This is a genomic window from Halomonas sp. HP20-15, assembly GCF_033446685.1.
Lineage (GTDB): Bacteria > Pseudomonadota > Gammaproteobacteria > Pseudomonadales > Halomonadaceae > Modicisalibacter.
This window is the reverse complement of sequence record NZ_JAWQLY010000004.1, coordinates 13,313-37,840: the sequence shown is the minus strand read 5'-3', so window position 1 is coordinate 37,840 and position 24,528 is coordinate 13,313. Positions and strand designations below refer to the sequence as shown.

21 protein-coding genes and 1 pseudogene are annotated in these 24,528 nt (G+C 66.7%); 12 read left to right on the top strand and 10 right to left on the bottom strand.

The genetic code is table 11. From position 1 onward, the window contains the following. The first annotated feature begins 43 nt into the window (after nt 1-43). The 4 genes and pseudogenes from R6258_RS06615 to R6258_RS06600 form a co-directional block, all read left to right on the top strand. On the top strand, nt 44-442 hold the full coding sequence (locus R6258_RS06615) for a 6-carboxytetrahydropterin synthase (protein WP_318448835.1): 399 nt from the start codon (nt 44-46) through the stop codon (nt 440-442). Next, entirely contained in the window at nt 439-1,539 is a 1,101-nt protein-coding gene (locus R6258_RS06610) for a glycosyltransferase family 4 protein (protein ID WP_318448833.1), read from the top strand. The genes R6258_RS06615 and R6258_RS06610 overlap by 4 nt, the downstream gene beginning before the upstream one ends. Then, a complete protein-coding gene (locus R6258_RS06605) occupies nt 1,536-2,411 on the top strand; it encodes a hypothetical protein (RefSeq protein WP_318448831.1) in 876 nt (291 codons plus the stop codon). The genes R6258_RS06610 and R6258_RS06605 overlap by 4 nt, the downstream gene beginning before the upstream one ends. Further along, nucleotides 2,408-3,319, top strand: a pseudogene (locus R6258_RS06600) (lysylphosphatidylglycerol synthase transmembrane domain-containing protein); the annotation flags it as partial. The gene R6258_RS06605 and the pseudogene R6258_RS06600, both read left to right, overlap by 4 nt. Before the next feature lie 45 nt (nt 3,320-3,364). Here the strand turns inward: R6258_RS06600 and R6258_RS06595 are convergent. After that, entirely contained in the window at nt 3,365-4,243 is an 879-nt protein-coding gene (locus R6258_RS06595; RefSeq protein WP_318449164.1) for a RibD family protein, read from the bottom strand. An 81-nt stretch (nt 4,244-4,324) separates the two neighbouring features. Here R6258_RS06595 and ribA point away from each other — a divergent pair, with 81 nt between their 5' ends. Beyond that, on the top strand, nt 4,325-5,515 hold the full coding sequence (gene ribA / locus R6258_RS06590) for a GTP cyclohydrolase II RibA (protein WP_318448829.1): 1,191 nt from the start codon (nt 4,325-4,327) through the stop codon (nt 5,513-5,515). On the opposite strand, the gene R6258_RS06585 is transcribed toward ribA, so the two are convergent. Continuing rightward, the gene (locus R6258_RS06585; protein ID WP_318448827.1) at nt 5,491-6,321 is read right to left on the bottom strand and encodes a creatininase family protein; all 831 of its coding nucleotides are present in this window, start codon (nt 6,319-6,321) and stop codon (nt 5,491-5,493) included. The genes ribA and R6258_RS06585 overlap by 25 nt on opposite strands. Before the next feature lie 137 nt (nt 6,322-6,458). On the opposite strand from R6258_RS06585, the gene R6258_RS06580 reads away from it, so the two are divergent. The 4 genes from R6258_RS06580 (at nt 6,459) to R6258_RS06565 (ending at nt 11,611) form a co-directional block, all read left to right on the top strand. Beyond that, nucleotides 6,459-8,018 carry a cation:proton antiporter family protein gene (locus R6258_RS06580; RefSeq protein ID WP_318448825.1) on the top strand — a complete coding sequence of 520 codons (1,560 nt, stop codon included), beginning with the start codon at nt 6,459-6,461 and terminating at the stop codon, nt 8,016-8,018. A gap of 113 nt (nt 8,019-8,131) precedes the next feature. Next, complete coding sequence (locus tag R6258_RS06575) at nt 8,132-9,133, top strand: amidoligase family protein (RefSeq protein ID WP_318448823.1); 1,002 nt, start codon at nt 8,132-8,134, stop codon at nt 9,131-9,133. Continuing rightward, entirely contained in the window at nt 9,130-9,834 is a 705-nt protein-coding gene (locus tag R6258_RS06570) for a gamma-glutamyl-gamma-aminobutyrate hydrolase family protein (RefSeq protein WP_318448821.1), read from the top strand. The genes R6258_RS06575 and R6258_RS06570 overlap by 4 nt, the downstream gene beginning before the upstream one ends. Nucleotides 9,835-9,940: 106 nt before the next feature. After that, entirely contained in the window at nt 9,941-11,611 is a 1,671-nt protein-coding gene (locus R6258_RS06565; RefSeq protein WP_318448819.1) for a GMC family oxidoreductase, read from the top strand. A 111-nt stretch (nt 11,612-11,722) separates the two neighbouring features. On the opposite strand, the gene R6258_RS06560 is transcribed toward R6258_RS06565, so the two are convergent. The 3 genes from R6258_RS06560 to nfi all read right to left on the bottom strand — a co-directional run bounded on the left by R6258_RS06560 (nt 11,723) and on the right by nfi (nt 13,802). Next, nucleotides 11,723-12,154, bottom strand: a complete 432-nt coding sequence (locus R6258_RS06560; protein ID WP_318448817.1) for an OsmC family protein — start codon at nt 12,152-12,154, stop codon at nt 11,723-11,725. Nucleotides 12,155-12,361: 207 nt separating this feature from the next. Continuing rightward, on the bottom strand, nt 12,362-12,901 hold the full coding sequence (locus tag R6258_RS06555) for a DUF1415 domain-containing protein (protein WP_318448815.1): 540 nt from the start codon (nt 12,899-12,901) through the stop codon (nt 12,362-12,364). Between the two features lie 133 nt (nt 12,902-13,034). Next, nucleotides 13,035-13,802, bottom strand: a complete 768-nt coding sequence (gene nfi / locus R6258_RS06550; RefSeq protein ID WP_318448813.1) for a deoxyribonuclease V — start codon at nt 13,800-13,802, stop codon at nt 13,035-13,037. Nucleotides 13,803-14,220: 418 nt separating this feature from the next. Between nfi and R6258_RS06545 the strand changes: the two genes are divergently transcribed. Then, a complete protein-coding gene (locus R6258_RS06545; RefSeq protein WP_318448811.1) occupies nt 14,221-15,474 on the top strand; it encodes an exonuclease SbcCD subunit D in 1,254 nt (417 codons plus the stop codon). Next, nucleotides 15,471-18,752: an AAA family ATPase gene (locus tag R6258_RS06540; RefSeq protein ID WP_318448809.1), complete on the top strand. Its 3,282-nt coding sequence runs from the start codon at nt 15,471-15,473 to the stop codon at nt 18,750-18,752. Before R6258_RS06545 ends, R6258_RS06540 begins: the two co-directional genes overlap by 4 nt. A 34-nt stretch (nt 18,753-18,786) precedes the next feature. On the opposite strand, the gene R6258_RS06535 is transcribed toward R6258_RS06540, so the two are convergent. Genes R6258_RS06535 through R6258_RS06520 form a run of 4 tightly spaced genes read right to left on the bottom strand, consistent with a single transcriptional unit; the run spans nt 18,787 to nt 22,502 of the window. Next, on the bottom strand, nt 18,787-19,728 hold the full coding sequence (locus tag R6258_RS06535) for a 3-keto-5-aminohexanoate cleavage protein (protein ID WP_318448807.1): 942 nt from the start codon (nt 19,726-19,728) through the stop codon (nt 18,787-18,789). A gap of 19 nt (nt 19,729-19,747) precedes the next feature. Continuing rightward, nucleotides 19,748-20,785, bottom strand: coding sequence for a 2-dehydropantoate 2-reductase (locus R6258_RS06530; RefSeq protein WP_318448805.1), 1,038 nt, complete (start codon nt 20,783-20,785; stop codon nt 19,748-19,750). Continuing rightward, a complete protein-coding gene (locus R6258_RS06525) occupies nt 20,782-22,356 on the bottom strand; it encodes a sodium:solute symporter family protein (RefSeq protein WP_318448803.1) in 1,575 nt (524 codons plus the stop codon). The genes R6258_RS06530 and R6258_RS06525 overlap by 4 nt, the downstream gene beginning before the upstream one ends. Further along, nucleotides 22,353-22,502 carry a hypothetical protein gene (locus tag R6258_RS06520; RefSeq protein WP_318448802.1) on the bottom strand — a complete coding sequence of 50 codons (150 nt, stop codon included), beginning with the start codon at nt 22,500-22,502 and terminating at the stop codon, nt 22,353-22,355. The genes R6258_RS06525 and R6258_RS06520 overlap by 4 nt, the downstream gene beginning before the upstream one ends. Before the next feature lie 243 nt (nt 22,503-22,745). Here R6258_RS06520 and R6258_RS06515 point away from each other — a divergent pair, with 243 nt between their 5' ends. After that, a complete protein-coding gene (locus tag R6258_RS06515) occupies nt 22,746-23,780 on the top strand; it encodes an AraC family transcriptional regulator (RefSeq protein WP_318448800.1) in 1,035 nt (344 codons plus the stop codon). A 135-nt stretch (nt 23,781-23,915) separates the two neighbouring features. Here the strand turns inward: R6258_RS06515 and wrbA are convergent, their stop codons facing one another. Then, a complete protein-coding gene (gene wrbA, locus R6258_RS06510; protein ID WP_318448798.1) occupies nt 23,916-24,521 on the bottom strand; it encodes an NAD(P)H:quinone oxidoreductase in 606 nt (201 codons plus the stop codon). Nucleotides 24,522-24,528: the final 7 nt, after the last annotated feature.

The window sequence follows — 24,528 nt, the reverse complement described above, 5'->3', positions numbered from 1 at the left end:
CGTACCTGCGCACAACGCACCCTTCGCACAAGGAGCCCCGTGCATGTTCAGCCTCACCGTCCGCGATCACATGATGATCGCCCATAGCTTCCAGGGCGAGGTGTTCGGCCCCGCCCAGCGCCAACATGGCGCCACCTACGTGGTCGACGTGACCTTCAAGCGCCCCGAACTCGACGAGCATGACCTAGTGGTCGATATCGGCCTGGCCAGCGAGGCGCTCAAGGCGCTGCTCGGCGAATTCAACCTCGGCAACCTCGACGAGCACGAAGCCTTCCGGGGCCGCAACACCACCACAGAATTCATGGCTCACGCGGTCTTCGAGCGCATGGCCGCGGTGATCCGCGACGGCCGGCTGGGTAACGGCGCCAAGGGCCTGACCCAATTGAGCGTGACGCTGCACGAGTCGCACATCGCCTGGGCCAGCTACGAGGGGGCACTGTGAACGCCGGAGCCAGCCGTAACGAACACACCCTGAGCCTGATCGTCGCCGGCGACCCCCAACAGCTGACCGGCGGCTACGTCTACGACGCGCGCATCGTCGCGGCGCTGCGCGAACAGGGCTGGCAGGTCACGGTCGTCGGCCTCGAAGGGCGTTTCCCCGAGCCCGACGCAAAAGCCGCCCGCGCGCTAGAGGACGCCCTCACCGGCCATGCCGACGGCGCGCGGGTGGTGATCGATGGCCTGGCAATGGGCGGTCTGCCCGAGGTACTCGCCCGTCACGCCGAACGGCTCGACCTGACCGCTCTGGTCCACCACCCGCTGGCCGACGAGACCGGGCTCGACCCCGCCCAGCGCACCCGCTTCACGATCAGCGAGACCCGCGCGCTGGGTGCAGTGGGCCGGGTGATCGTCACCAGTGCCTTCACCGCCCGCCGGCTGGCCGATTTCAACGTCCACGCCGAGCGCATCACGGTGATCGAGCCCGGCGTCGCCCGCGCGCCGCTCTCGCCACGCGCGACGGCCGACTGCCCCGGCCCGACACGGCTGCTGTGCGTCGCCACCCTCACGCCGCGCAAGGGCCACGAGGTGCTAGTCGAGGCCCTGGCCCGGCTCGCCGATCGCGACTGGCAGGCGACCTGCATCGGCGGGCTCGACCGCGATGCCCGCCATGTCCGTCATGTCCGCGAGCGAATCGCCGATCATCGGCTCGACTCGCGCATCGAGCTGGCCGGCGAGCGCGCCCACGACCAGCTGATCGAGGCCTATCAGGAGGCCGACCTGTTCGTGCTGCCTTCGCACTACGAAGGCTATGGCATGGTCATCAGCGAGGCGCTGGCCCACGGCCTGCCGGTGATTACCACCACCGGGGGCGCGCTGGCCCACACCCTGCCGCGGGAGGCCGGGCTCGCGGTACCGCCCGGCGACGAAGGGGCGCTGGCCGAGGCCCTGAAGCGCTGGTTCGACGACCCCGAGTTGCGCCAGCGATTGCGCCAGGGCGCCCAGCGAGCCCGCGATGGGCTCGCCGACTGGTCGGACGCCGGACACGCCTTCGCGACGGCGCTACAACGCCCGGCGCTGGCGAGCGGAGCATCGGCATGAGCGACGAGGGGCGCTTTGCGGCCGGCTGGCTGAGCCTGCGCGAACGCGCCGATCATCAGGCACGCAGCCCGCGGTTGACCGGCCACGCCAGCGACTGGCTGCGCCGCCGCAGGCGTGACGGCGACCCCCTGTCGCTGGTCGATCTGGGCTGCGGCACTGCCAGCAACCCGGCGTACTTGGCCGAGCGGCTGCCCGGCCCCCAGCGCTGGCGATTGGTCGATCACGACCCCGCCCTGCTGGCCCAGGCCGGATCGCGCCTGGGCCGGCTCGTCGACGAGGATGGCCGAGCGACAGAATGGAGCTGCGATCGCCAGCCGCTGACGCCCCTGTCCCCGGCGCTGCTCGACGGCGCCGACCTGGTCTGCGCCTCGGCGCTGTTCGACCTGGTCTCCTGCGATTGGGCCGAGCGGCTCGTCCGCGCCTGCGCCGAGCGTCGGCTCGCCGCGCTGTTCACGCTCAGCGTCACCGGCGACTGGGCCTTCATCGATTCCCGGGGACAACGCCGCGAGGATGGCGAGGATCGCTGGGCGCGGGACGGCGTCATCGCCCATCAGCGTCGCGACAAGGGCTTCGGCCCGGCACTCGGCGGCGACGCGCCAGCAGCACTAAGCGAAGCGTTCGCCGCCCACGGCTATGCGGTGAGCAGCGCCGCCAGCCCGTGGCGGCTGCCGCCCGGCCGTGTCGAAAGCCGCACCCTCGGCAGTGCCCTGCTCGCCGGCTGGGGCGATACGCTCCACGAGCAATACCCGGATGACCGCGAACGGGCGGACGCCTGGCTGGAAGAGCGCCACGCGGCGCTGGAAGCCGGCGAGCTGGGCATCGAGATTGACCACATCGACCTGTTTGCCGAACCCGGCGAGGCGCAATCGTGAAGCGCCCGGCATTTCCCGCCCTGCTGCGGCTGGCGATCAGCCTGGGGCTGTTCGCCGGGCTGCTGGCCTGGCTGGATGTTGCGGCGATTGCAGCAGAGATCGAGGGCCTGGCGCCCGGCTGGGCACTCGTCGCGCTGCTGCTGACGTTGCCGCAGGTCGCGGTTTCGGCGTGGCGCTGGCGGTTCACCGCTCGCCTGCTGGACGTGCCGCTGTCACGCCGCGCGGCCTTCGGCGATTACTACCTGGCTACCTTTCTCAACCAGTTGCTGCCCGGCGGCGTGATGGGCGACGTGACCCGCGCCTGGCGCCATGCCGACGCCAGCGGCGCGCGCGGCCCGGCGATCCGCTCGGTGATCATCGAACGCGTCTCGGGCCAGCTGGTGCTATGGCCGGTCGCCCTGCTGGCGCTGTCCACGCCGCTCTGGCACGCGCCGCTGAGCCAGGCCGGCCACGCCGCCCTGGCGGCACTCGAGTCGGTCGATGCGCTGGGCTGGGCGACGCTGGCGGTCATCGTGTCCGGCGCGGCACTCGCGCTCGCCTGGCTGAACCGACGCCCATCGCACGCCGCCAAGCGGCTGTCGCAGGCGCTGACCCGTGGACTGGCTCGGGATCTGGCCCGCACCTTGACCGACGCCCGAGTCTGGCCACGCCAGTTGCTCGCCTCGCTGCTGGTGGTGGCCAGTTACATCGCCGTGTATGTCTGCGCGGCCCGGGCGATCGGCGCCGACATCGCGCTCACTACCTTGCTGGTATTGATTCCGCCGGTGCTGATGGCGATGGCCCTGCCGCTGTCGGTGGCCGGCTGGGGACTGCGCGAGGGTGCCGCGGCGCTGGTCTGGAGCGGCGTCGGGCTGCCCGCCGAACAGGGCGTGGCGATCTCGATGGCCTACGGCGTGCTGGTGCTGGTCTCGAGTCTACCCGGCGGCGTGTTCCTGTTGCGCAGTCGCCATCGCTCAGGCATCGAGCAGGCGCAGGTCGAACAACGTGTCGTCGCCGAGGGGAAAACAGCGCGACGGCGGCCGACGCGCCTGGTCGAGGCTGTCGATCGGCGGCAATCGCAACCCGGGACGCCCGGAACCGATCAGCAGCGGCGCCACCAGCAGGTGCAGACGGTGCAGCACGTCGGCCTCGACGAAGCGCGACACGGTCACCCCGCCACCCTCGACCAGCACGCGCGCGAGGCCGCGTTCGGCCAGTGCCTCCAGAATCGCCCGGGGCGTGACGCCCTGCGCGCCGGCGGGCAGTTCGAGACGTTCGACGTGGCCGCCGACGCCCCTCAGGACGGGCGCGCCATGGCCGACCAGGTGCAGTGTGGGCGCCTCGCCGGACTGGAAGACGCGATGCCCGGAGTCGAGCCGTCCGCGCGGGTCGAACACCACCCGGCAGGGATTGCGGCCCATCACGTGACGCACGCTGAGTTGCGGATCGTCGGCGGCGACGGTACCGGCGCCGACCAGCACGCCGTCGACCAGCGAGCGCAGACGATGCAGATGGACGCGACTGGCGAGGCCGTTGATGTAGTGCGAGGCGCCGCTATCGGTGGCGATGCGCCCGTCGAGGCTCTGGCCGAGCTGGGCGATCGCCAGCCCGCCGCGTCGCGCCACCAGCGGCAGCAGGCAGTCGAGCAGGTCGCGGCAAGCGGCGGGCAGCGCGTCGGCGCTTTCGCAGACGTCCCGCCCGACGTTTTGCCCGACTTGCTGCCAGGCGCCGCCCCGCACGACCCGCAGCGACAGCGAGCCGCTAGTCAGCGTCGCGGCGGTCGCGATTGACCAATCTTCATCGAGCGCCTGGCGAATGCACTGCCATGCCTCGTCGACATACGAGTCGCTCATGTCTTCTCCGGAAGGCGTATCGCGATTCATCATGCGCAGCGCGCGGTAACGGGGCAACCCCGCCGTGACAAGGAGACGCTCATGCATCAGGTCGAACGCGCCTTATTCGATATCCGCCGGGGACTGCCGGTACTTCTGCGCGACGCCAAGGAATCGGTGCTCGTCCAGCCACTCGAGAGCCTCGACGATCATACCCTCGAGCGCTTGGTGACGAGCGCCGGCAGCGAGCCGGGGCTGGTGCTGAGCCGCCATCGCCTGGCGCTGCTCGGCCGTCAAATAAGTGCCGAGAGCGCACGCCTGCCGCTCGCGCCCCGCGAACTCGACGATCTCGCCCGGCTCAACGCCCTGGCGTTCGGCCGGCGCGGGGCGGCGCCCTGTTCGATGCCCTGCCCGGCGCCGGTCGCCGCCAGCCGCACCGACCACGCCGCCCTGACGCTGATGCGTCGCGCGCTGCTGATCCCCGCCGCGCTGACCGCACGGGTCGCACCGCATGCCGAAGATTCGATCCATGCCCTGGTCGGCGACGGCACGCTACTGGCCATCGATGCCGCCGATGCGGCGCGCTGTTTCGAGAACGCCAACGGTATGCTCAAACGGGTCAGCGAGGCGCGCATCCCGCTCGCCGAGGCGCCCGAAAGCCGCTTCATCCTGTTTCGCGAGCCGGATGGCCTGCGCGAGCATCTGGCGATCGTGATCGGCGATACCGCACGCTGGCCGGCGACCGTGCCGCTGCGCCTGCACTCGGCCTGCCTGACCGGCGACCTGTTCGGCAGCCTGCGCTGCGACTGCGGCGAACAGCTGCGCAACGCCGTTGCCGAGATCCAGGCCCTGGGCGGCGGTGTGCTGCTGTATCTCGCCCAGGAGGGACGCGGCATCGGCCTGGCCAACAAGCTACGCGCCTACAGCCTGCAGGACGAAGGGCTCGACACGCTGGACGCCGACCAGGTGCTGGGCTTCGGCGAGGACGAACGCCGCTACGGGATCGCCGTCGACATGCTCGCCGCACTGAAGATCCACCGCGTGCAGTTGCTCACCAACAACCCGGTGAAGATCGCCGCGCTGATCGAGGGCGGTATCGATGTCGCCGACCGCCAGGCGCTCTACGGTCGGCTCACCGACGAGAATCACCGCTACCTGAGCGCCAAGGCGAGCCGGGCCGGGCACCTGCTCGACGAGCTGATGAGCGGCGCTCTCGGCACTGAGCCCAACGACGCTCTCGACGACTCCCGCAATGAAGTGGGCATCGATCAGCCGGGATCGCGCCGGGCCTGAAAGTCGTCGATATCGAGCGCTCGGGTCTCGCCGAGCAAGCGCGCCAGTCGTTCGGCGTAATGGTTAACCAGCCGTTCGCCGAGCGCGGCGTCGGCGAGCCGGGCGTTGCCCACCACCCCGCCGGGATGCAGGTCCTCGGCCATCCAGGCGAACGCCGCCTCACCCTCGGGGCCGAGCAGCTCGTCGCGCCCGGCCATCGCCTCGCCGCGCGACGGTGGATGCGTCAGCGCCTCGCGGCGCACCTTGTGCGGCGCCAGGTGCAGCATCAGCGCCGTTTCCAGCGCGCCGCCATGCAGGCCGTGGCGCAACTCCTCGGCCGGCAGCCCTTCGGCCGTCGGGGCAAAGCGCGTGTAGTGCGCCTTGACCACCAGCATGCCCCAGCGGCGACGCAGCTTGAGCGCCGCCAGGTCCATCACCGCCTTGTTGCCGCCGTGACTGTTGAACAGCACCAGGCGCCGCACTCCGGCGCGCGCCAGGGCGTCGCCGTGCGCTTCGATCACCGCGATGGCGATCTCGGGCGGCAGGCTGAGCGTACCGGGGAACGCCGTGTGTTCGTCGCTGGCGCCCACGGCGAGCGCGGGCAGCACCAACAGCGGAAAGCCGTCGGGCAGGCGCTCGCGCGCGGCGGCGAGCAGCCCCTGGCCGATATCCAGGTCGGTGGACAGCGGCAGATGAGCGCCATGCTGCTCGATCGCCGCCAGGGGCAGCACGGCGACGCTCTCGGCGACACTATCGGCGGCGACGCGTTCGGCCAGCTCGCGGCTGGTCAGATCCTGCCAGTCGCAGCCCCGGCGACTATCGCTCATGGCGCTTCCTCATGGTCGAAATTGAGTCGAGGTTGGCGGATTGTCATCCTCACTATGTCACGATAGGCCACAGCGCGTCGCCAGCTCGGCGGCGCGGATTCGCCAACCCTTGCCGCCAGTTCTTGCCGGAGCCTGCCATGCTGGAAGTCATTTGTCTGTCGTTCGCCTTCGTGCTGGGCCTGGTGGCGCGGCGCTGCGGCCTGCCGGCGTTGATCGGCTTCCTGGCGGCGGGCTTTCTGATCAACCCGCTGGGCAATCAATTGTCGTTGCCGGCCTCGACCCCGGCGGTGCTCGATCACGTCGCGCATCTCGGCGTGCTGTTGCTGCTGTTCACGGTCGGCCTGAAGCTCAAGCTCAAGAGCCTCGCCCAGCCCGAGGTGATCGGCGGCGGGCTGGTGCATTTCGTCGTCACCGTGGGCGTTTTCGCGCCGGGCCTGCACTGGCTGGGCGGCATCGCCTGGGGGTCGGCCGTGCTGCTGGCCGTCGCCCTGGCGTTCTCGAGCACCGTGCTGTCGGCCAAGAGCCTCGAGTCGCGCCGCGAATTGCGCGCCTTTCACGGCCGCGTGGCGATCGGCATCCTGATCATCCAGGACCTGATAGCGCTGTTCGTGCTGGCCTTCTCGACCGGCCAGGTGCCCTCGCCCTGGGCGTTGCTGCTGTTCGGCCTGCCGCTGCTGAGACCGCTTTTCCATTGGCTGATCGATGTCAGTGGCCACGACGAGCTGTTGCTGCTGATGGGGCTGGTGCTGGCGGTGGTGGTCGGCGGGGCCGGTTTCTCCGCGCTGGGGCTGTCCGGCGAGGTCGGCGCGCTGGTGCTGGGCGCTCTGGTCGCGGGTCATCCGCGCGCCCAGGAACTGGGCAAGTCGCTGTGGGGGCTCAAGGAGCTGTTCCTGGTCGGCTTCTTTCTCAAGATCGGCATGTCGGGGCTGCCCGACTGGCAGGCACTGGGCTTCGCGGTGGCGTTCACCGCACTGCTGCCGCTCAAGGCGGCGCTGTTCTTCTTCCTGTTGATCCTGTTTCGGCTGCGCGCGCGCAACGCCTTTCAGGCCGCCGTCAGCCTGACCAGCTACAGCGAATTCGGGCTGATCGTCGCCGCGGCGCTGGTGCCCGATGCGCTGGTCGGCCTGGCGCTGGCCGTGGCGCTGTCGTTCTTGATCGCCGCGCCGCTGCAGCGCAATGCCCATGAGTTATTCGCCCGCCTCGAGCCATGGTTGCTGCGCTTCGAGACGCGTACCTGGCACCCCGACGAGCAACCCGCCTCGCTGGGCGATGCCCGCGTGCTGATCCTGGGCATGGGCCGCACCGGCACCGCCGCCTACGATCGCCTGCGCGAGGACCAGACGCGCCTCATCGGCATCGACGCCGACCCCAGCCGGGTCGAGCGTCACAGCCATGCCGGCCGCCACGTGGTCTACGCTGATGGCGAGGATATCGGCTTCTGGCACAGCCTCGCGCTCGATACCGTCGAGGTGGCGGTGCTCACCCTGCCCGACGCCGAGTCGAAGATCTTCGCCACCCGACAGTTGCGCCAGCATGGCTTCAAAGGGGCGATCGTCGCCCATAGTCTCTACGAGGACGAAGCCGAGGCGATTCGCCGCGCCGGTGCCAACCAGACCTACCTGACCATGCATGAGGCCGGCCTGGGGCTGGCCGAGCATGTCCGCCAGGGGCTGGCGCTTGTCGAGCGCCCCGGTTAGGCAGACACACGGTGACTCGTTAGCAGCCACGGTATTTTACCGCTCGGGGCTTGCCAGCACTTCGGCAAGCCGTTGCAATGGTGGTTTTCGCGCATCGCAGCAGGAGGGTCGCCATGAAGCCCCAAGCGCCACCCGTACCGCGCACGACAGAGGGGCATTTGCGCCGTGTCGGCGTGGAAATCGAATTCGCGGCGCTCGCACCGGCGGCGGCGGCCGCGCTGGTGCAGAACCGTTTCGGTGGCGACATCCACCAGCTCAGCCCGCATCGCTTCAAGGTCGAGGGCACCCGCTGGGGCGACTTCACCGTCGAACTCGACTCAAAATACGCCCATCCCGACGACAAGGTGCTGGAAAAGACCCAGGCGAGCAGCAGCGACGCCGAATGGCACCGCCTGCGCGCCGAACTGCACAACCGCACCCGGGCGCTGATCGGCGATGCCGTGTCCGGCGTGGTGCCCACCGAGATCGTCTGCCCGCCGATCCCCTGGCTGTCGCTTGGCGAGCTTGACTCGCTGTTCGACGCCCTGCGCCTGCAGGGCGCCCGCGATACCCGCGAGAGCCTGCTCTACGCCTTCGGCCTGCACCTGAACCCGGAAGTGCCGGGCATCGATACCGCCAGCGTGCTGGCCCACCTGCGCGCCTACATGATTCTCGCCGAGTGGCTACGCGAGGAGATCGACATCGACATCACCCGCGAGGTGCTGCCGCATGCCAATCCGTTCCCTCGCGACTATGCCCTGCAGGTGCTCGACCCGGGCTACCGGCCCGATCTGGCGACCCTGATCAAGGACTACGCCGTAGCCAATCCGTCGCGCAACCGCGAACTCGACCTGTTCCCGCTGTTCGCCTTCCTGCAACCCGACGAGTTGCCCCAGTTGCTCGGCGACGAACGTATCAAGCCACGCCCGACCTACCATTACCGGCTGCCCAACGCCCAGTTCGCGCAGCCCGACTGGAGCGTGGTCGCGGAGTGGAACCGCTGGGTCGAGGTGGAGCGCCTGGCCGCCGATGAAGCGCTGCTCGCCGAACGCGGCGGCGCCTACCTCGCCCATCACCATCGACTACCGATGATGCGCTGGCTGGATCGCCTGCGCGGATGGATGAAGGACGCATGAAGAGAAGACCCCTGATCGGCATCACCACCTCGAATGACAAGAGCCGGCTGGCCTGGTACTGCGACTGCCTGGCGGTCTGGCGCGCCGGCGGCCGGCCGGTGCGACTTTCCCCGGCGCGCCCCGACGGTACCCGTCTCGACGGCCTGATCGTAGGCGGCGGCGACGACATCGGCGCGCAGCTCTACGGCGGCGAAGTCCAGCTCGACGTACGCGTGGATCCCGAGCGCGATACGCTCGAACTGGAGCTGCTCACGCGGCTGGTTCCGGACGGCTGCCCGGTACTGGGCATCTGTCGCGGCGCGCAGATCATCAACGTGTTTCTCGGCGGAACCCTGCTCAGCGACATCTATGCCACCTACGAACACATCAAGCCGCGCCGCACGGTGCTGCCGCGCAAGACCGTCGACGTCATCGAGGGCAGCCGGCTGCACGACATCCTGCGCGTCAACTGGTGCCAGGTGAACAGCCTGCACCACCAGGCCATCGACGCCACCGGCCATGGCATCGATATCGTCGCCCGCGATCGCGACGGCCTGGTCCAGGGCATCGAGAGCCACCATCACGATTTCCTGATCGGCGTGCAGTGGCATCCCGAGTTCCTGATCTTCAACCGTCCGCAACAACGCCTGATCCGCGCGCTGGTCGATCACGCCACACGCTACGCCGCGCGCAGCGAGACCCCCTCCCAGGCCGGCGCCTGACGCCGCGCCGGGGCCCGCTTCGCCGGCCTTCGACTATCGTCGGCTCTCGTTGCAGGGTGCCTCTCGCCTAGTCTGGAAGCATCCATAACGACAAGAGATGCCGTCCATGACGCATGCCCGCAACTACCCGGCCACCGACACCCTGATCGTCGGCGCCGGCCCCGCCGGTTGCCTGCTCGCCAAGCGCTTGTCCGAGGATCCACATCACCGGGTCACCTTGATCGAGGCGGGCGGACGCGACAACTACCCCTGGATCCATATTCCGGTGGGCTACCTGCACTGCATCGGCAATCCGCGCACCGACTGGTGCTATCGCACCGAAGCCGAAGCCGGCCTCAACGGCCGCGACCTGGGCTATCCGCGTGGCCGGGTACTCGGCGGCAGTTCGTCGATCAATGGCATGATCTACATGCGCGGCCAGGCCGCCGACTACGATCACTGGGCCGCGCTGGGCAACGCCGGCTGGGACTGGCAGAGCGTGTTGCCGTTCTTTCGGCGTAGCGAAGATCACTACGCCGGCGCCAGCGACATGCACGGCGCGGGCGGCGAGTGGCGGGTCGAACGACAGCGCCACCGCTGGGAAATTCTCGAGACCTTCCGCGAGGCCTGCGCCGAGTGCGACATTCCGCCGATCGAGGACTTCAATGGCGGCGACAACGAGGGTTCGAGCTATTTTCAGGTCAACCAGCGTCGCGGCGTGCGCTGGAACGCCTCGAAGGCATTCCTGCGCGGGCTCGAGAAGCGCGACAACTTCACCCTGATCACCGATGCCGAGGTCGACCGGGTGCTGTTCGACGAGCAGGCCGCGCCGCCGCGCGCCTGCGGCGTGCGAGTGCATCTGGACGGCGCTTACCAGTCGCTCGCCGCCCGCGAGGTGATCCTCTCGGCCGGCGCGATCGGCTCGCCGGCGATCCTGCAGCGCTCGGGGGTCGGCCCGCGCGAGCTGCTCGAGTCGCTCGCCATCCCGCTCGTCCACGCCGCGCCCGGTGTCGGCGGCAACCTGCAGGATCATCTGCAGTTGCGCATGATCTTCCGCGTCGACGGCGTCGCCACGCTCAACGAGATCGCCGGCTCGTGGCACGGCAAGCTGGGCATGGCCTGGCAATACCTGATCTCGCGCAGCGGCCCGCTGACCATGGCGCCCAGCCAGCTCGGCGTATTCGCGCGCTCCGACCCGGACCAGGCCAGCGCCAACCTGGAATATCACGTCCAGCCGCTGTCGCTGCCGGCCTTCGGCGAACCGTTGCACCCCTTCCCGGCGTTCACCGCCTCGGTCTGCCACCTGCGCCCGGCGAGCCGCGGCAGCGTGGCCATTCGCTCGCGCGACAGCGCAAAGGCGCCGTCGATCCGGCCCAACTACCTGAGCGAAGAGAGCGACCGCCGGGTCGCCGTCGATGCCATCCGCCTGACCCGGCGTATCGCCGCCGCGCCGGCACTGGCCCGCTATCGCCCCGCGGAGCTCAAGCCCGGCCCCGAGTGGCAGAGCGACGAGGAACTGGCCCGGGCCGCCGGCGACATCGGCACGACCATCTTCCATCCGGTGGGCACGTGCAGGATGGGACGGGACGCTCAGGCGGTGGTCGACGATCGCCTGCGCGTGCAGGGTGTCGAGTCATTGCGCGTGGTCGACGCCTCGATCATGCCCACCATCACCTCCGGCAACACCTGCTCGCCGACCCTGATGATCGCCGAGAAGGCCGCGGCGATGATCCTCGAGGAGCGCGAGTGGCGCGCCATTCGTCACAGCACGCCCGAGCCCGCCGTATCGCAGGCCTAGTGCACGCCGGGGTCCAGGCGCGACGAAGCCGGCCCGAGGGCCGGCTTCGTCTATCCCCATGTTGCTTCGGATCGAGCGATGAGGCATTCGTGCATCGCCCGACCGCTGGTCTCAATTCTCGAGCTTGGCGTCCAGGGTAATGTTGGCCTTGAACAGCTTGGACACCGGGCAACCTTCCTTGGCCTTGTTGGCCGCGGTCTCGAAGGTCGACTGGTCGGCGCCGGGAATCCTGGCGACGGTATCAAGATGGATCGCCGAGATGGTGAAGCCGCTGTCATCCTGCTCAAGGGTCACGGTGGCCTGGGTCTTGATGCTCTCGGCCTCGAGGTTTTCCTCGCCGAGGATCATCGACAGCGCCATCGAGTAGCAACTGGCATGGGCCGCGCCGATCAACTCCTCGGGATTGGTGCCCGGCTGGCCCTCGAAGCGCGTGTTGAAGCCGTAGGGAAGATCCTTGAGCGCGCCACTCTCGCTGGAAACGCTGCCCTTGCCCTTCTTCAGGCTCCCTTGCCACTGCGCGGATCCTTTCTTCTGAATGCTCATGTCGTCTCCTTTGGTTGGCCGATGGCAGGCATTGCCGTGCCTCGCTCAAGCGTTCTTGCCGTCTGATGGCTTGCGCCCATCTCACTGTAGTCGATCGGCAGCCGTCACGGGCGACGCACTGCGCCGTACCCTGAGCGTCACCTCGTTACATGGCCACCCGGGCGTGTGCTTTCAAGGGGAAATCCTGAAAGCGACGACCGAAACCAATCAGGCCTCGCCCACCGACTGACAGGCGGCCCGTTCGGCATCCAGCCGGGCATTGCCCAGGCGCCGCATCAGTGCGACGTTGCGCTCGGGGATGGCCTGCGGGTCGGGATAGTTGTCCAGCGCACGACTCACGCTGGCCTCGCGCAGCAGGTGCAGCATCGGCCACGGCGAGCGGTTGGTGGCATTGGCCGGGTCGTCGGGCTCGGCACCGTCGAAACAGTAGTCGGGATGAAAACTCGCCAGTTGATAGACGCCACTGTAGCCCTCGGCCTCGAGCAACGCCTCGGCGAGATCCAGCAGGTCCAGATAATCCTCGAACTCATCGACGCCGCGGGGCAGTATCAGCAGCGTGGTCTCGATGGCCGGCGAGGCGTCGAGCGCGCGGCAGGCCTCGATCAGCGTCAGCAACGCCGTCTCGAAGTCGTCGGCCGCCAATACCTGATAGCGAATGCTGTCGCGGCGCAGCTCGCGGGCGGCAAACGGACATACATCGTGGCCGACGACGAAGCGCGACACCCAGTTGCGGGTCGCGGCGATCATGGCTGTTTCGGTTGGATAAGCGGACATGCCAGCCCCCGGCGGTAGAACATCGGGACGCGGAGTACGCCCCGTTCAGCAATCAGGTCGCAGTGTAACCGATCGAGGCACGAACCGACGCTGTCCCGCCAGGTTCTCAAAACAACGAACCGTTGGGCTCGACGAAGCGACTGCCGCGCCGCGAGGCGATGCGATCCGCCAGTCGCGTCGGTTCCGGCAGCTTGGTGCGGCCCAGGCAGGCGATCGTCCAGTCCAGCGCGGTGGCAAGGCTCAGGCGGTGGCCCGGCGAGACGATCACCGGCTTGACGTTCTCCCGCGAGCGCAACATGGCGCCGATGATCACCCGGCCGCTGGCGTCGACCGGCGCGTCGGCCGGGTCCTCGTCGCGTCGCTTGTCGCTCAGCGCGGTCCATTCGCCCTTGGCCGCGGGCACTTCGCCGTGGCGCCCGCACAGGCGTTTCTTGGCCACCCCGAGGGTCGGCAGGTCGAGCCACAGGCCGAGATGCGCGGCGATGCCCAGACGCCGCGGATGGGCGATACCCTGGCCGTCGACCATCACCAGGTCGGGGCGCCGCGACAGGCGCTCGAAGGCGCTCAGCGCCGCGGGGATCTCGCGAAACGATAACAGCCCGGGGATGTAGGGCATGCGGGTCGGCTCGCGGTGGACGATCTCGTCGACGGGAGTCAGGTCCGGCCAGTGCAACAGCACCACGGCGGCACGGGTGGTGGCGCCCTCGTCCTCGAAGCCGATATCCATCCCGGCGATCCACTCGACCGTGTCGAGGCGATCACGACGCTCGACCCGCGGGGCGAGTTGGCGCTGCAGGGCGATCGCCTGCTCGGGCGTCAGCGACCAGTCGTGAAGCGGTTCGCGCGGGGAGGGTTGAAGTGAAGTATCAGGCATAGCGGCAAGGTCCTTTTGTCGTCCTTGCTCCTAGCCTAGCAGTCAGGCTTCGTGAGACCGAAGCGATGGGGTGCGCGTTAAGGGCACCGGCTGCGAACGTTTCATGCCGGGCGTTATTGTGTTTGTGGCTCCGGCCATGAATGCGCAGCGGTGACGATTAAGAAGCTGGCGTTGCTCCAAGTATTCTTGTTGCTCAGTTGTTGTTGTGTCGCTGTGGTTCTTGTGTCGCTAAAGTATTGCGCCTGCGAGCGGCGCGGTCAGCTCCAGTCAAGCCGCTGGCGCTCGTTCTGACAAGCTATCCATCCGTCTAAGATGCACTGCACAAATCGCCTCGGGGCGCCTGGTCACGGGGATGGAACCGCCCCGCCGAGGCGCTACACTGGGCGCACTTTTTTACCGGCTGGCTCAGGAGCTCATCGTGAAACTGCTGCACACCGCCGACTGGCACCTGGGCCAGACCTTCCACGGCCAGGAACGCCACGTCGAACACCGGGCGTTCCTCGACTGGCTGCTCGAGACCCTCGCGCAGCGCCACAGCGACGCCCTGCTGATCGCCGGCGACATCTTCGATGTGGTCAATCCCTCGCTGCGGGCCCAGCAGCAGCTCTACGACTTCATCGTCAGCGCTCACCAACGGCTGCCACGACTGACCATCGTGCTGATCGCCGGCAATCACGACAGCGGCGCGCGCATCGAGCTGCCCGGGCCGCTGCTGGAGCGTCTGCGCACCCATGCGCTGGGTCGCGTGATCTGGCTCGACGACGACCAGGGCGAGACTGCCCGCCTCGATGCCGAGCGGCTGCTGATACCGCTAGAGACCGCCGATGGCCAGGTCGCGGCATGGTGCCTGGCGCTGCCCTTCCTGCGCCCCGCCGAAGTCACCGGCGGCACCCACGGCGACGATTACGTCAGCGGCGTCGAACGCGTCCATCGCGAGCTGATCGAGTGCGCCGAGGCGCGGCGGCGTCCCGGCCAGGCGCTGGTCGCCATGAGTCACGCGCACATCCAGGGCGCCAGCGTGTCGGCCGACAGCGAGCGGCCGATCGTCATCGGCGGCGAGGAATCGCTGCCCAGTACACTGTTCCCCGCCTCGCTGGCCTATGTTGCCCTCGGCCACCTGCATCGCCCGCAGCAGGTCGGCGAGGCGCGTATCCGCTACAGCGGCTCGCCGCTGCCGATGGACTTCTCCGAAGTCGACTACCCTCACCAGGTCGTCGAAGTGACCCTCGACGGCGAAGCGCTGGCCGGCTGCGAGGCGATCCGCGTACCGCGCGCGGTGGCTTTGCTGCGGGTCGGACCGGCATCGCTCGATGCGGTATTGGCTGAACTCGAGGCGCTCGATAGCGACCCCGAGGCCCCGCGCGAACGCTGGCCATGGCTCGAGGTGCGGGTCGAGCTCGACGCCCCGCGGGTCGACCTGCGGGCCAGCATCGAGCAGGCGCTGACCGACAAAACGGTGCGCCTGATCCGCATCCAGTCGCTGTACGCCGGCAGCCGCAACGTCACCGCTCTCGACGCCGCGCCCCAGGAAACCCCCGAACCGACGGCACTGTTCGCCCATGCCTGGGAGCAGCAGTTCGGCGCCCCGCCGGACGACGACGTCACGCGCGATTTCGCCAGCCTGCTCACCGAGCTCGCCCATGCCGATCCGGCGGAGGACGCCGACGCGTGAAGATTCTCGCCATTCGCCTTCACAACCTCGCCTCGCTGGCCGGCGAGCATGCCATCGATTTCGCCGCCGGGCCGCTCGCCGACAGCGGCCTGTTCGCCATTACCGGGCCCACCGGCGCCGGCAAGAGCACCCTACTCGATGCGCTGTGCCTGGCGCTCTACGGTAATACGCCACGGCTGCGCCAGGCGCCGTCGCGGGACTCGCAGGCCCCCGATGTCGGCGACGAACGGCTGACCACCGCCGACCCGCGCACCCTGCTGCGACGCGGTACCGCCAGCGGCTACGCCGAGGTCGACTTCGTCGGCCGCGACGGCGAGCGTTACCGGGCACGCTGGTCGGTACGCCGCGCCCGCAACCGCCCCGACGGTCGCCTGCAGGCTGTCGAGCAGGCGCTCATCGAGCTGCCCGGCGGGCGCGTGCTGGCCAGCCAGAAACGCGATTTCGAGCGCCTTCTGCCGCAACGCCTGGGGCTCAACTTCGACCAGTTCACGCGTGCCGTGCTGCTCGCCCAGAGCGAGTTCAGCGCCTTTCTCAAGGCCGACGACAACGCCCGCAGCGAGCTGCTCGAACGGCTCACCGACACCGGCATCTATTCGCGCATCTCGATCGCCGCCTACCAGCGTGCCAAGCAGGCCGCCGAACGGGTGCGCGAGGTCGAAGCGCGTCTCGACGGCGAGCCACCGGCCGAAACCGCCGAGCGTGCCGCGCTGGAAGAGAAGGCACGCGATGCCGACCGCGACTGGCAGGTGATCCAGCAACGCGAGAAGGCGCTGCACGCCGAACAGGCCTGGCTCGACCGGGAGCTCGGCCTGCGGGAAGCCTGGCAGCAGGCCGAGCGCGAAAGCGCTGACAGCGAGCAGGAGTGGCGCGCACTCGGCGTGGCGCGCCGGACGCTCGAACGGCTCGAGACCCTGGCCGCGAAGCGCCACGACTTTCACGAACGCGACCGGCTGGCTCGCCAGGCCGATGGGCTCGGGGCCCAGCTCGCCGAGATCCAGGCAAAGCGTCAGGCCAGCGATACCCGGCAGGCCGAGCAGGACACCGCCTTCCAGGCCGCCGACAGTTCCCTGGCCGCGGCCCGGCAGGCCCAGCGCGATGCCCAACCCGCCCTGCAGGCCGCCAGCGAAAGCCGTCAACGGCTCGATTACCTGACTCGCGAGCTCGACGAACTCGACGACGAGCATCGCCGCCTCGGCGAGCGCCGCGCCACGCTGAACCGCGAGCTGGACGATCAGCGCCGCCAGCGCCAGCTAAAGGCCGATGAGCTCGCCGCTCTCGAGCAGCGTCTCGGCGGCGACCCGGAGCAGGCCCGCCTGGCGCTGCAGGCCCGCCACGACGAGATGCGCCAGCGCCACGCCGAGCTCGACGCATTGCGTCATGCCGCTCAACGCTGGCAGGCGCTCGATTGCGAACAACGCGCACTCGACGAGCAACAGCGCCTCGACCTGGCCCAGCAAAAGCGCCTGCTCGGCGACGGCAGACAGGCCCGCAGCCGGCTCGACGCCTGCCAGCAGGACGCCGAGCGCTGCCACGCCAGCATCCAGCGCCTGCGCGCGGCGCGCAGCGAGCGGGTCGAGGCGCTACGCGCCCAGCTCGAAGCCGAGCACCCCTGCCCGGTCTGCGGCAGCCGCGAGCATCCCTACCGGCACGCCCCGTCGCCCTCGCCAGACCAGGCCGCCCTGGCGGCGAGCGTCGCCGAGGAGGATCGTCAACTGGCCGAGGTCGACCGGGCGCTCGCCACGGCCCGTGACGAGCATCAACGACTGAGTGCCGACTATCAGGCGCTGCGCGCGCAATGCCAGCAACGCCAGCGGCGCCTGGCGGAGTTGAGCGAGTCGTGCGACGGCGCGCGCCGGGCGCTCGACGCCCTGCCGCTGGCCGCCGAATATCTGGCTGAGGTTGAGCGGGATGCCGGCCGCGGCACGCCATGGCTGGACGAACAGCTAGCCGACAGCCGGCGGCAACGCGACGCACTCGCCGGCGAACTGACCCGCATCGATGACGATCGGCGCCGCCAGCAACCGCTGCGCGAAGCGCTCAACCGGCACGATCTGGCGATCGGCCGGCAGCAGAGCCAGCTCGAACCGCTCGACAGCCGGCTGGGCGAGATCGACCGCGCCCGGCCGCCCCGGCGCGCGCAGCGTGCCGATCTCGAGCGCGACATCGCCGCGCGGCTCGGCGTCCACGCCAGTATCGAGGCCTGGCGCCAGGCGCTGGACCAGGCCTGCAACGAAGCCCAGCAGCATGCCGACCAGGCCCGCGAAGCGCGCGACGCCGCCCGCCTGGAGAGTCAGCGCCTGGCCCAGCAACAGCACGACCTGATGCTACGTGTCGAGCAGACCCGTGAGGCGCAGCGTGCGATGACCGCCGAGCTTTCCGCCTGGCAGGCCGCCAATCCTGAGTTCGACGACGCTACGCTGAACGAACTGCTGGCGATGGACGACGCTTCGCAACGCGCCTTGCGCGAACGCGTCGAGAACGCTCATAAGGCGCGGGAAGCCTGCCGGGTTCGCGCCGGCGAGCGCCGCAGCGGGCTGCTCGACCATCGTTGCCAGGGACTCGACGAGATCGATCGAGCGGTTCCCGAAAACGACCATGCCCGCCTCGACCGGCGCCGCGAGCAGGCCGGCCAAGCCCGCGAGGCGCTGGTGCCCGCCTGCGAAGCCGCCCAGCAGCAGCGCGACCGGGCGATGGCCGCGCTGCACGACGACGACCGCCGCCGGGCCCGGCAGCAGGAACTACAAGCAACGCTAACGACGGCGCGGGACGAACACCGTCGCTGGGGACGCATCAGCGAGCTGATCGGCTCCGCCGACGGCAAGGCATTCCGGCGTATCGCCCAGGCCTACAACCTCGAGCAGTTGCTCGCTCACGCCAACCAGCACCTCACCGGCCTCACCCGGCGCTACCGGCTGGCCCGCGGCGGCAGTCCACTGGGCCTGCTGGTCGTGGATACCGAGATGGGCGACGAACAGCGCTCGGTGCATTCGCTATCCGGCGGCGAAACCTTCCTGGTCTCGCTGGCCCTGGCGCTGGGTCTGGCGTCGATGGCTTCGGGCAAGCTGAGGATCGAGACGCTATTCATCGACGAGGGCTTCGGCAGCCTCGACCCGCATTCGCTGGCGCTGGCCATGGAGGCGCTCGACGGCCTGCAGGCCCAGGGCCGCAAGGTGGGCGTGATCTCTCATGTTCAGGAGATGCATGAACGCATTCCGGTGCGGATCCTGGTGGAGCCCCTGGGGAACGGTACGAGTCGGGCAAGGCTGGTGAGTGGATAAGAAAAGAGCAGCATGACTACTCGGCCAACAACGGTCAGCCAACAACGGCGGCACTGCCTTTTAGCTTGAGCATCTTGCGGGCGTCATCGGGCGTGGCAATGTCGAATGAAAGCTCGTCCAGAATCCGCCCGATTTTCTGCACTTGCTCGGCGCAGGATTTGGCCATCTCGCCGCGGCCGAGATAGACGCTATCTTCAAGTCCGACACGCACATTGCCGCCCATGATCGCACCCATGGTCAGCAATGGCATCTGATGTCGCCCCGCGCCGAGCACCGAAAAGCGATAGTTTTCCCGTCCGAACAGGCGGTCCGCCGTGGTACGCATGATCGATAGATTTTCTGGGTCAGGGCCCATTCCTCCCAGGATGCCGAAGATCGTCTGAACGAGAAAAGGCGGCTTCACCAAGCCCTCGTCAACGAAGTGAGCAAGATTGTAGAGATGACCCAGGTCGTAGCATTCGAACTCGAAGCGGGTGCCGCAATCCTCGCCCAATACCTTGAGGATATGCTTGATGTCCTTGAACGTGTTGCGAAAGATCAGGTCTTCCATGCCTTCGATGTAGGGCTTCTCCCATTCGTATTTCCAGTTCTTGATGCGGCGCGCGGCCGGGTGGATCGAGAAGTTCATCGACCCCATGTTCAGCGAGCACATTTCAGGTTGAAGTTGCAGTGGGTAAGCCAAGCGCTCTTCAAGCGTCATGCGGGTGCTTCCGCCGGTAGTGATATTGATGACCGCATCGGTCTGTTCACGTATACGCGGCACGATCTGATCGAAAATCGCCGGTTCGGCCGTGGGGCGTCCATCCTTCGGGTCGCGGGCATGCAGGTGCAGGATCGCAGCACCGGCATGGGCGGCGTCGATGGCGTTGGTAACGATATCGTCCGGCGTCAATGGGAGATAATCCGACATCGAGGGTGTGTGTACCGATCCGGTAACCGCGCAGGTGACGATCACCTTGGAAGATGTTTTAGCCATGGTTTTCTCCTTTGGGGCGCTATTTCGGATCGATATGATCGCTCAACAGCTCTTCGAAGCGCGCGATGTTCGAGAAGTCGGGAACGCTGCGTCGAGACTGCGCCTCGCTGACCAGCTCGACGACGCGATCATTGAAGGGAGTGGGCAAGCCGTGTTTACGTCCGGTATCGCACACGATGCCGTTGATGAAGGAAATTTCGGTATCGCGTCCCTTTTCCAGGTCCTGCAGCATGCTGGCACGCAAGGCACGATGATGACTCCATATCCGCCGGATCATCGGCAGCTTTTCGCGGACGTTCGACGAAGCAAGCGCGAAATCCTCGAAGTCCTCGCCCTGCATGGGCGCCATGCGACAGCCTTCGGCATGAGCGGCCTGTACCGTCTCGTTGGCAATGAAGGCTATACAGAGCAATGCCCGAGGATCATCCAGCACCTCGCCGAACGTGCAGCCCAGCGCTGCCGACATGCCACTGAAGGTCGCGTTCATCAGCACCTTGGACCAGCGGATGCTCATCAGGTCGTCCAACAGCTCGGTGTGTCCGACACAGGAGAGATAGACCTGGGCATCCAATAGGCCTCGACGAGTGACGCCGTCCATCGAGCCGATCTCGAAAGCGAACCTTTTGACCACCTCAGCGCTGGTCGTCAACTGCGACACTCCCGGGCCGATCCAGGTGGCGCCGAAACCGACAGCGCCGCCGATGGTGCGCTCCCGCCCCATGACAGCGGCGACCGAGGGTTCGGGGATGCCGTTCTGTAACGTGCAGACCGTGCCATCGGTACGCAGGTGATTCGAAAGGTGTGACAGAACCTGGCTGTTGGCGGTCTGCTTATTCAGCAGAAAGACCAGATCGTATTCGCCAGTCATTTCATCGGGCGTCAGGGCGTGGACCGGTATGCGCAGATCCATTTCCCCGATGATGCGTGCGCCCTCCCGATTCAAGGCATCGACATGCTCGCGATTAGTGTCGATCAGATCGACGGGGCGGTTACCCTTCGTCATCAATGCGCCAATGATCGTGCCTAGCGAACCCGCGCCTATGATCGCTGCTCTCATGCTATGTCTTCTCTTTTCGCATCTGGCGTGACCGCTGCCGGTTCCGGCGCTGATTCGCCGCGTATCCGCAGGGCCACTGCCCGGGTAGAAGGGCTGACGTCAGGTTCGAAATAGGCCTCGTAGGCTTCCTTCGGCGGTGCCGGCGTCAGATAGACCGCAACCAGTGTCGCCACCAGCGATAAGCTGGCTCCCGCCGCAAACGGATTGGAAAAATCCATGGCCCTGGCGGCAATGTAGGCAACGATACCCACCAAGATGCCGGCATAGGCGCCCGAACGATTCATCCGTCGCCAGAACAACCCCAACCAAACGGGCCACATGAAAGCCGCGCCGAAAGCGCCATAGACATAGGTGAACCCCATGGCCAGCAGCATCGGAGGCTTGATCGCGCTAATGACCGCCAGAAGGCCAAGCCCCAGGACGGCTAAGCGCAGATGGCGCGTGGCAGTCCGATCGTCGAATTTGCGTTCGCTGTAGAGCGAGCGATAGATATCGTAGTAAAGCGACGTTCCGCAGTTCAGCAGCATCGAGTTCGCGGTCGAGACGGCCGCCGCCAGCAAGGCGATCAGTGTCATAGCCCCGACAAAAGCCGGTGCGTGCCCCTGCACGATCAACGGCATGATGTAATCGGTTGTCTTGCCCTCGGGCAAGCTGGGCAACAGCGCCTTGGCACCCAGGCCGATCAGGATCAGGCAGATGAAAATTGGAATCAGTGCCACGATGGCCCACATCATTTGCAGGACGGCGGCCTTGCTGTTGCGCGGCGCCATGAAGCGAGCGATCCAGTGCGGTGCGACCGACGCGCCTATGGCATTGGACATGAAGATACCCAGCAACACCGACCAACCGAAGGTGCCCGCAGGCGACAGCAGGATGCCGGGTTCCATGGGTTCGCCGCCGACGTTGATGGGCGCCGTCGTCTGGGCCACGCTCTCGAGGATGGCACCGACGCCTCCCGTGGCATAGAGAATCGCCCCCGTACCGAAAGCCAGCCCGATCAGGATCAGCGATGCGTTCAGCGTATCGGTCGCCGCTACCGACCAGAACCCGCCCAGCGAGGTCAGCATCAGCAGAACCAGGAAGGCGAAGATGGCATATTCGTAGGGAACGCCGGTGATCGTATTGAACACGATGCCGAAGCCCACTACCTGCAGATGACAGAAGATGAAGTAGCCGACGAACATCAGCACCGCGACGAGGATCTGCAGACTGCTGACCTTCTGGAATGGCTCGAACCGCATGCGAATGAATTCGGGGAAGGTGCGTGCGGGCAACTCGGGACGGCGGATCTTGTAAGCCAGCAGCGGCATGATGGCCGTCGCCAGGAACCACCCGGCCACCCAGCCAATGATGGCCGCTATACCGGTACGGTACAGGTAGCCCGGTACCCCCATGACCGAGGCCACGCTGACCCACGTCGCCACCGTCGTGCCGATCCCCAGCAGTAGGCCCATGCGATGCCCGCCGCTGGTGAAGTCGGATAGCGATTCGACCTGCCGCATGCTCTTCATGCAGGTCCAGGCGAGAAACAGCAGGTAGCCCCCGAAGACGACGTAGTAGTAGATACTCATGTCCGCTCCCTGTTCTCATAGCGGAACAGCTTGCCGGTGGCACCCCAGCGGGGAACGCCTGATGCCTCTATCTTCCTGCACAAGCTGATTGAGACCACGAAGCTGACGACGATGCTGGCGCTCCAGAAAAGCAGTGCAATTAGCATTGTTTTCTCCTTATGCACTTTCTTATTAGCTTTATTAGCCGGCCTTCGGAGGGAATGAACCACCGCTTATACGACTATGTGATAAGTCAGCCTTAACCACACCGATGGCAAAGCATCTCTGCCCGCTAGAGGCTGGCGGCACCCTCCAAAAGATGGTATCAGTCAATCTATACAGCCCCCACAGAGCAGCCAAGGTTCCTGGCGGACAAATTCAGGGTGGGTAACGGACACGGATGAAATAATATGTCTTACAGACTTCCGCTTCCTGGCGATAAGATTTATGCACCGTTCAAGATCGCTGCACTGGTAGAAATACTTGAAGCGCAAGGTATTAGCCCGGCAAATAGCTTGCAGGGTACCGGCATAAAACCCGATCAAGTACACAATGCTTACGTAAGAATCTCGGTGAGGCAGTACGCACGAGTTTGTGTAAACGCCCTTCAGCTATCCGCTGATCCGAGGACTTCATTTTTGGTGGGATCGAAGCTCCACCTTTTTGCGTATGGCATGTACGGGTACGCTCTCATGTCGTGCCCATCGCTTAGAGATTATTTCGTCTTAGGTGTGAAGTATCATTTGCTGGCCGCTCCAACCTTGAAGATAAGGTGGGAGGAGAGATCGGACACGGCGGTATGGCTTTTTCCCGATGAGTTCACCTTCGCATCGTCGCCTGAGCTTCGTCGCTTCCTGATAGAACAACAGTTCATGCAGCATGTCACCCATCTCCAGGATGTGGCCGGCAGGAAGGCTTTCCCGGTTCAAGCATGTTTCTCTTATCCCGCGCCTGATCATGCGTCCATTTATAGTGAGCATCTTGGTTGTCCATGTTACTTCGATCAACCGATCTGTGAACTGCATTACAGCAATCAGATACTCGGTTATAAGCCCGTTCTTTCGCACGATCTTTCAGCGAATCTTTTGCGGGATACTTGTGACGATCTGGTCTGCAAGGCAGTCACCTCGACGGGGCTTGGAGAGGAGGTCTACCAGCTTTTGATTCGAGCGCCGGGCAGGTTCATGAACATGGAGGATGTGGCAAACAAGTTCCACATGACGTCCCGCACACTCAGAAGGCGCCTTGCCGAAGAAGGGCTGTCCTTCTCGGAAATACTCGATGATGCACGCAGGACCCTGTCGATAGAGCACCTGCGATCCACCCATCTGCGCATAGACGATATCTGTTCGCTAGTTGGGTTCAGCGATGTTTCGAATTTTCGCAAGGCATTCAAGCGATGGACGGGGGATTCACCCAGAAATCTGCGCCGGCACGCATCCTGATTAGGCACTGCGAATATCGAGGGCGCATGGGCGCGTCCGATTCGAGCGCGCTGGAACCGACCGGTCAGGACGCCAGCCGGATCGTGCGGGAAACGAGTGGCTGGGCTGACCGGGTTGCCCTAGAACCATCCGCTCTTAGCCGGCAAGCTTGGCGGTGAGCTTGGCCACGTGCTCGCCCTGGAAGCGGGCGATGGTCAGCTCGTTTTCGCTGGGTTGGCGGCTGCCGTCGCCGCCGGCCAGGGTCGTCGCCCCGTAGGGGGTGCCACCGGATACCTCGTCGAGCTTGGTGAGCGCCGAGCAGGAGTACGGCACACCCACCACCACCATCCCCAGGTGGAACAGCATGGTATGGATCGAGGTCAGGGTGGTTTCCTGGCCGCCGTGCTGGCTGGCCGTGGAAGTGAAGGCGCTGCCGACCTTGCCGACCAGCTTGCCCTGGGCCCAGACGCCACCGGTCTTGTCCCAGAAGTTGCGCATCTGCGAGGTCATGTTGCCGTAGCGGGTGGGAGTGCCGATGATGATCGCGTCGTAGTCGACCAGTGCATTGGGATCGTCGAGCACCGGCGCCGGCTGATCGCGCTTGTAGCCCGATTTCTCGGCGACCTCGTCAGGCACCAGTTCGGCGACGCGGCGGATGTCGACCTCGCTGCCGGTGACGCTGCGGGCACCTTCGGCGACGGCGTTGGCCATGGTCTCGATATGTCCGTAACTCGAGTAGTAGATCACCAGAATGCGGCTCATGACGGCT

Bases quoted from the DNA above. Each gene is read 5' to 3' on its own strand.
- ribA (WP_318448829.1), top strand. From the start codon at position 4,325: ATGCATCAGGTCGAACGCGCCTTATTCGATATCCGCCGGGGACTGCCG.
- R6258_RS06580 (WP_318448825.1), top strand. From the start codon at position 6,459: ATGCTGGAAGTCATTTGTCTGTCGTTCGCCTTCGTGCTGGGCCTGGTG.
- R6258_RS06535 (WP_318448807.1), bottom strand. From the start codon at position 19,728: ATGGCTAAAACATCTTCCAAGGTGATCGTCACCTGCGCGGTTACCGGA.
- R6258_RS06595 (WP_318449164.1), bottom strand. From the start codon at position 4,243: ATGAGCGACTCGTATGTCGACGAGGCATGGCAGTGCATTCGCCAGGCG.
- wrbA (WP_318448798.1), bottom strand. From the start codon at position 24,521: ATGAGCCGCATTCTGGTGATCTACTACTCGAGTTACGGACATATCGAG.
- R6258_RS06520 (WP_318448802.1), bottom strand. From the start codon at position 22,502: ATGCTAATTGCACTGCTTTTCTGGAGCGCCAGCATCGTCGTCAGCTTC.
- R6258_RS06605 (WP_318448831.1), top strand. From the start codon at position 1,536: ATGAGCGACGAGGGGCGCTTTGCGGCCGGCTGGCTGAGCCTGCGCGAA.
- R6258_RS06585 (WP_318448827.1), bottom strand. From the start codon at position 6,321: ATGAGCGATAGTCGCCGGGGCTGCGACTGGCAGGATCTGACCAGCCGC.
- R6258_RS06525 (WP_318448803.1), bottom strand. From the start codon at position 22,356: ATGAGTATCTACTACTACGTCGTCTTCGGGGGCTACCTGCTGTTTCTC.
- R6258_RS06575 (WP_318448823.1), top strand. From the start codon at position 8,132: ATGAAGCCCCAAGCGCCACCCGTACCGCGCACGACAGAGGGGCATTTG.
- R6258_RS06530 (WP_318448805.1), bottom strand. From the start codon at position 20,785: ATGAGAGCAGCGATCATAGGCGCGGGTTCGCTAGGCACGATCATTGGC.
- R6258_RS06565 (WP_318448819.1), top strand. From the start codon at position 9,941: ATGACGCATGCCCGCAACTACCCGGCCACCGACACCCTGATCGTCGGC.
- R6258_RS06570 (WP_318448821.1), top strand. From the start codon at position 9,130: ATGAAGAGAAGACCCCTGATCGGCATCACCACCTCGAATGACAAGAGC.
- nfi (WP_318448813.1), bottom strand. From the start codon at position 13,802: ATGCCTGATACTTCACTTCAACCCTCCCCGCGCGAACCGCTTCACGAC.
- R6258_RS06555 (WP_318448815.1), bottom strand. From the start codon at position 12,901: ATGATCGCCGCGACCCGCAACTGGGTGTCGCGCTTCGTCGTCGGCCAC.
- R6258_RS06560 (WP_318448817.1), bottom strand. From the start codon at position 12,154: ATGAGCATTCAGAAGAAAGGATCCGCGCAGTGGCAAGGGAGCCTGAAG.
- R6258_RS06515 (WP_318448800.1), top strand. From the start codon at position 22,746: ATGTCTTACAGACTTCCGCTTCCTGGCGATAAGATTTATGCACCGTTC.
- R6258_RS06615 (WP_318448835.1), top strand. From the start codon at position 44: ATGTTCAGCCTCACCGTCCGCGATCACATGATGATCGCCCATAGCTTC.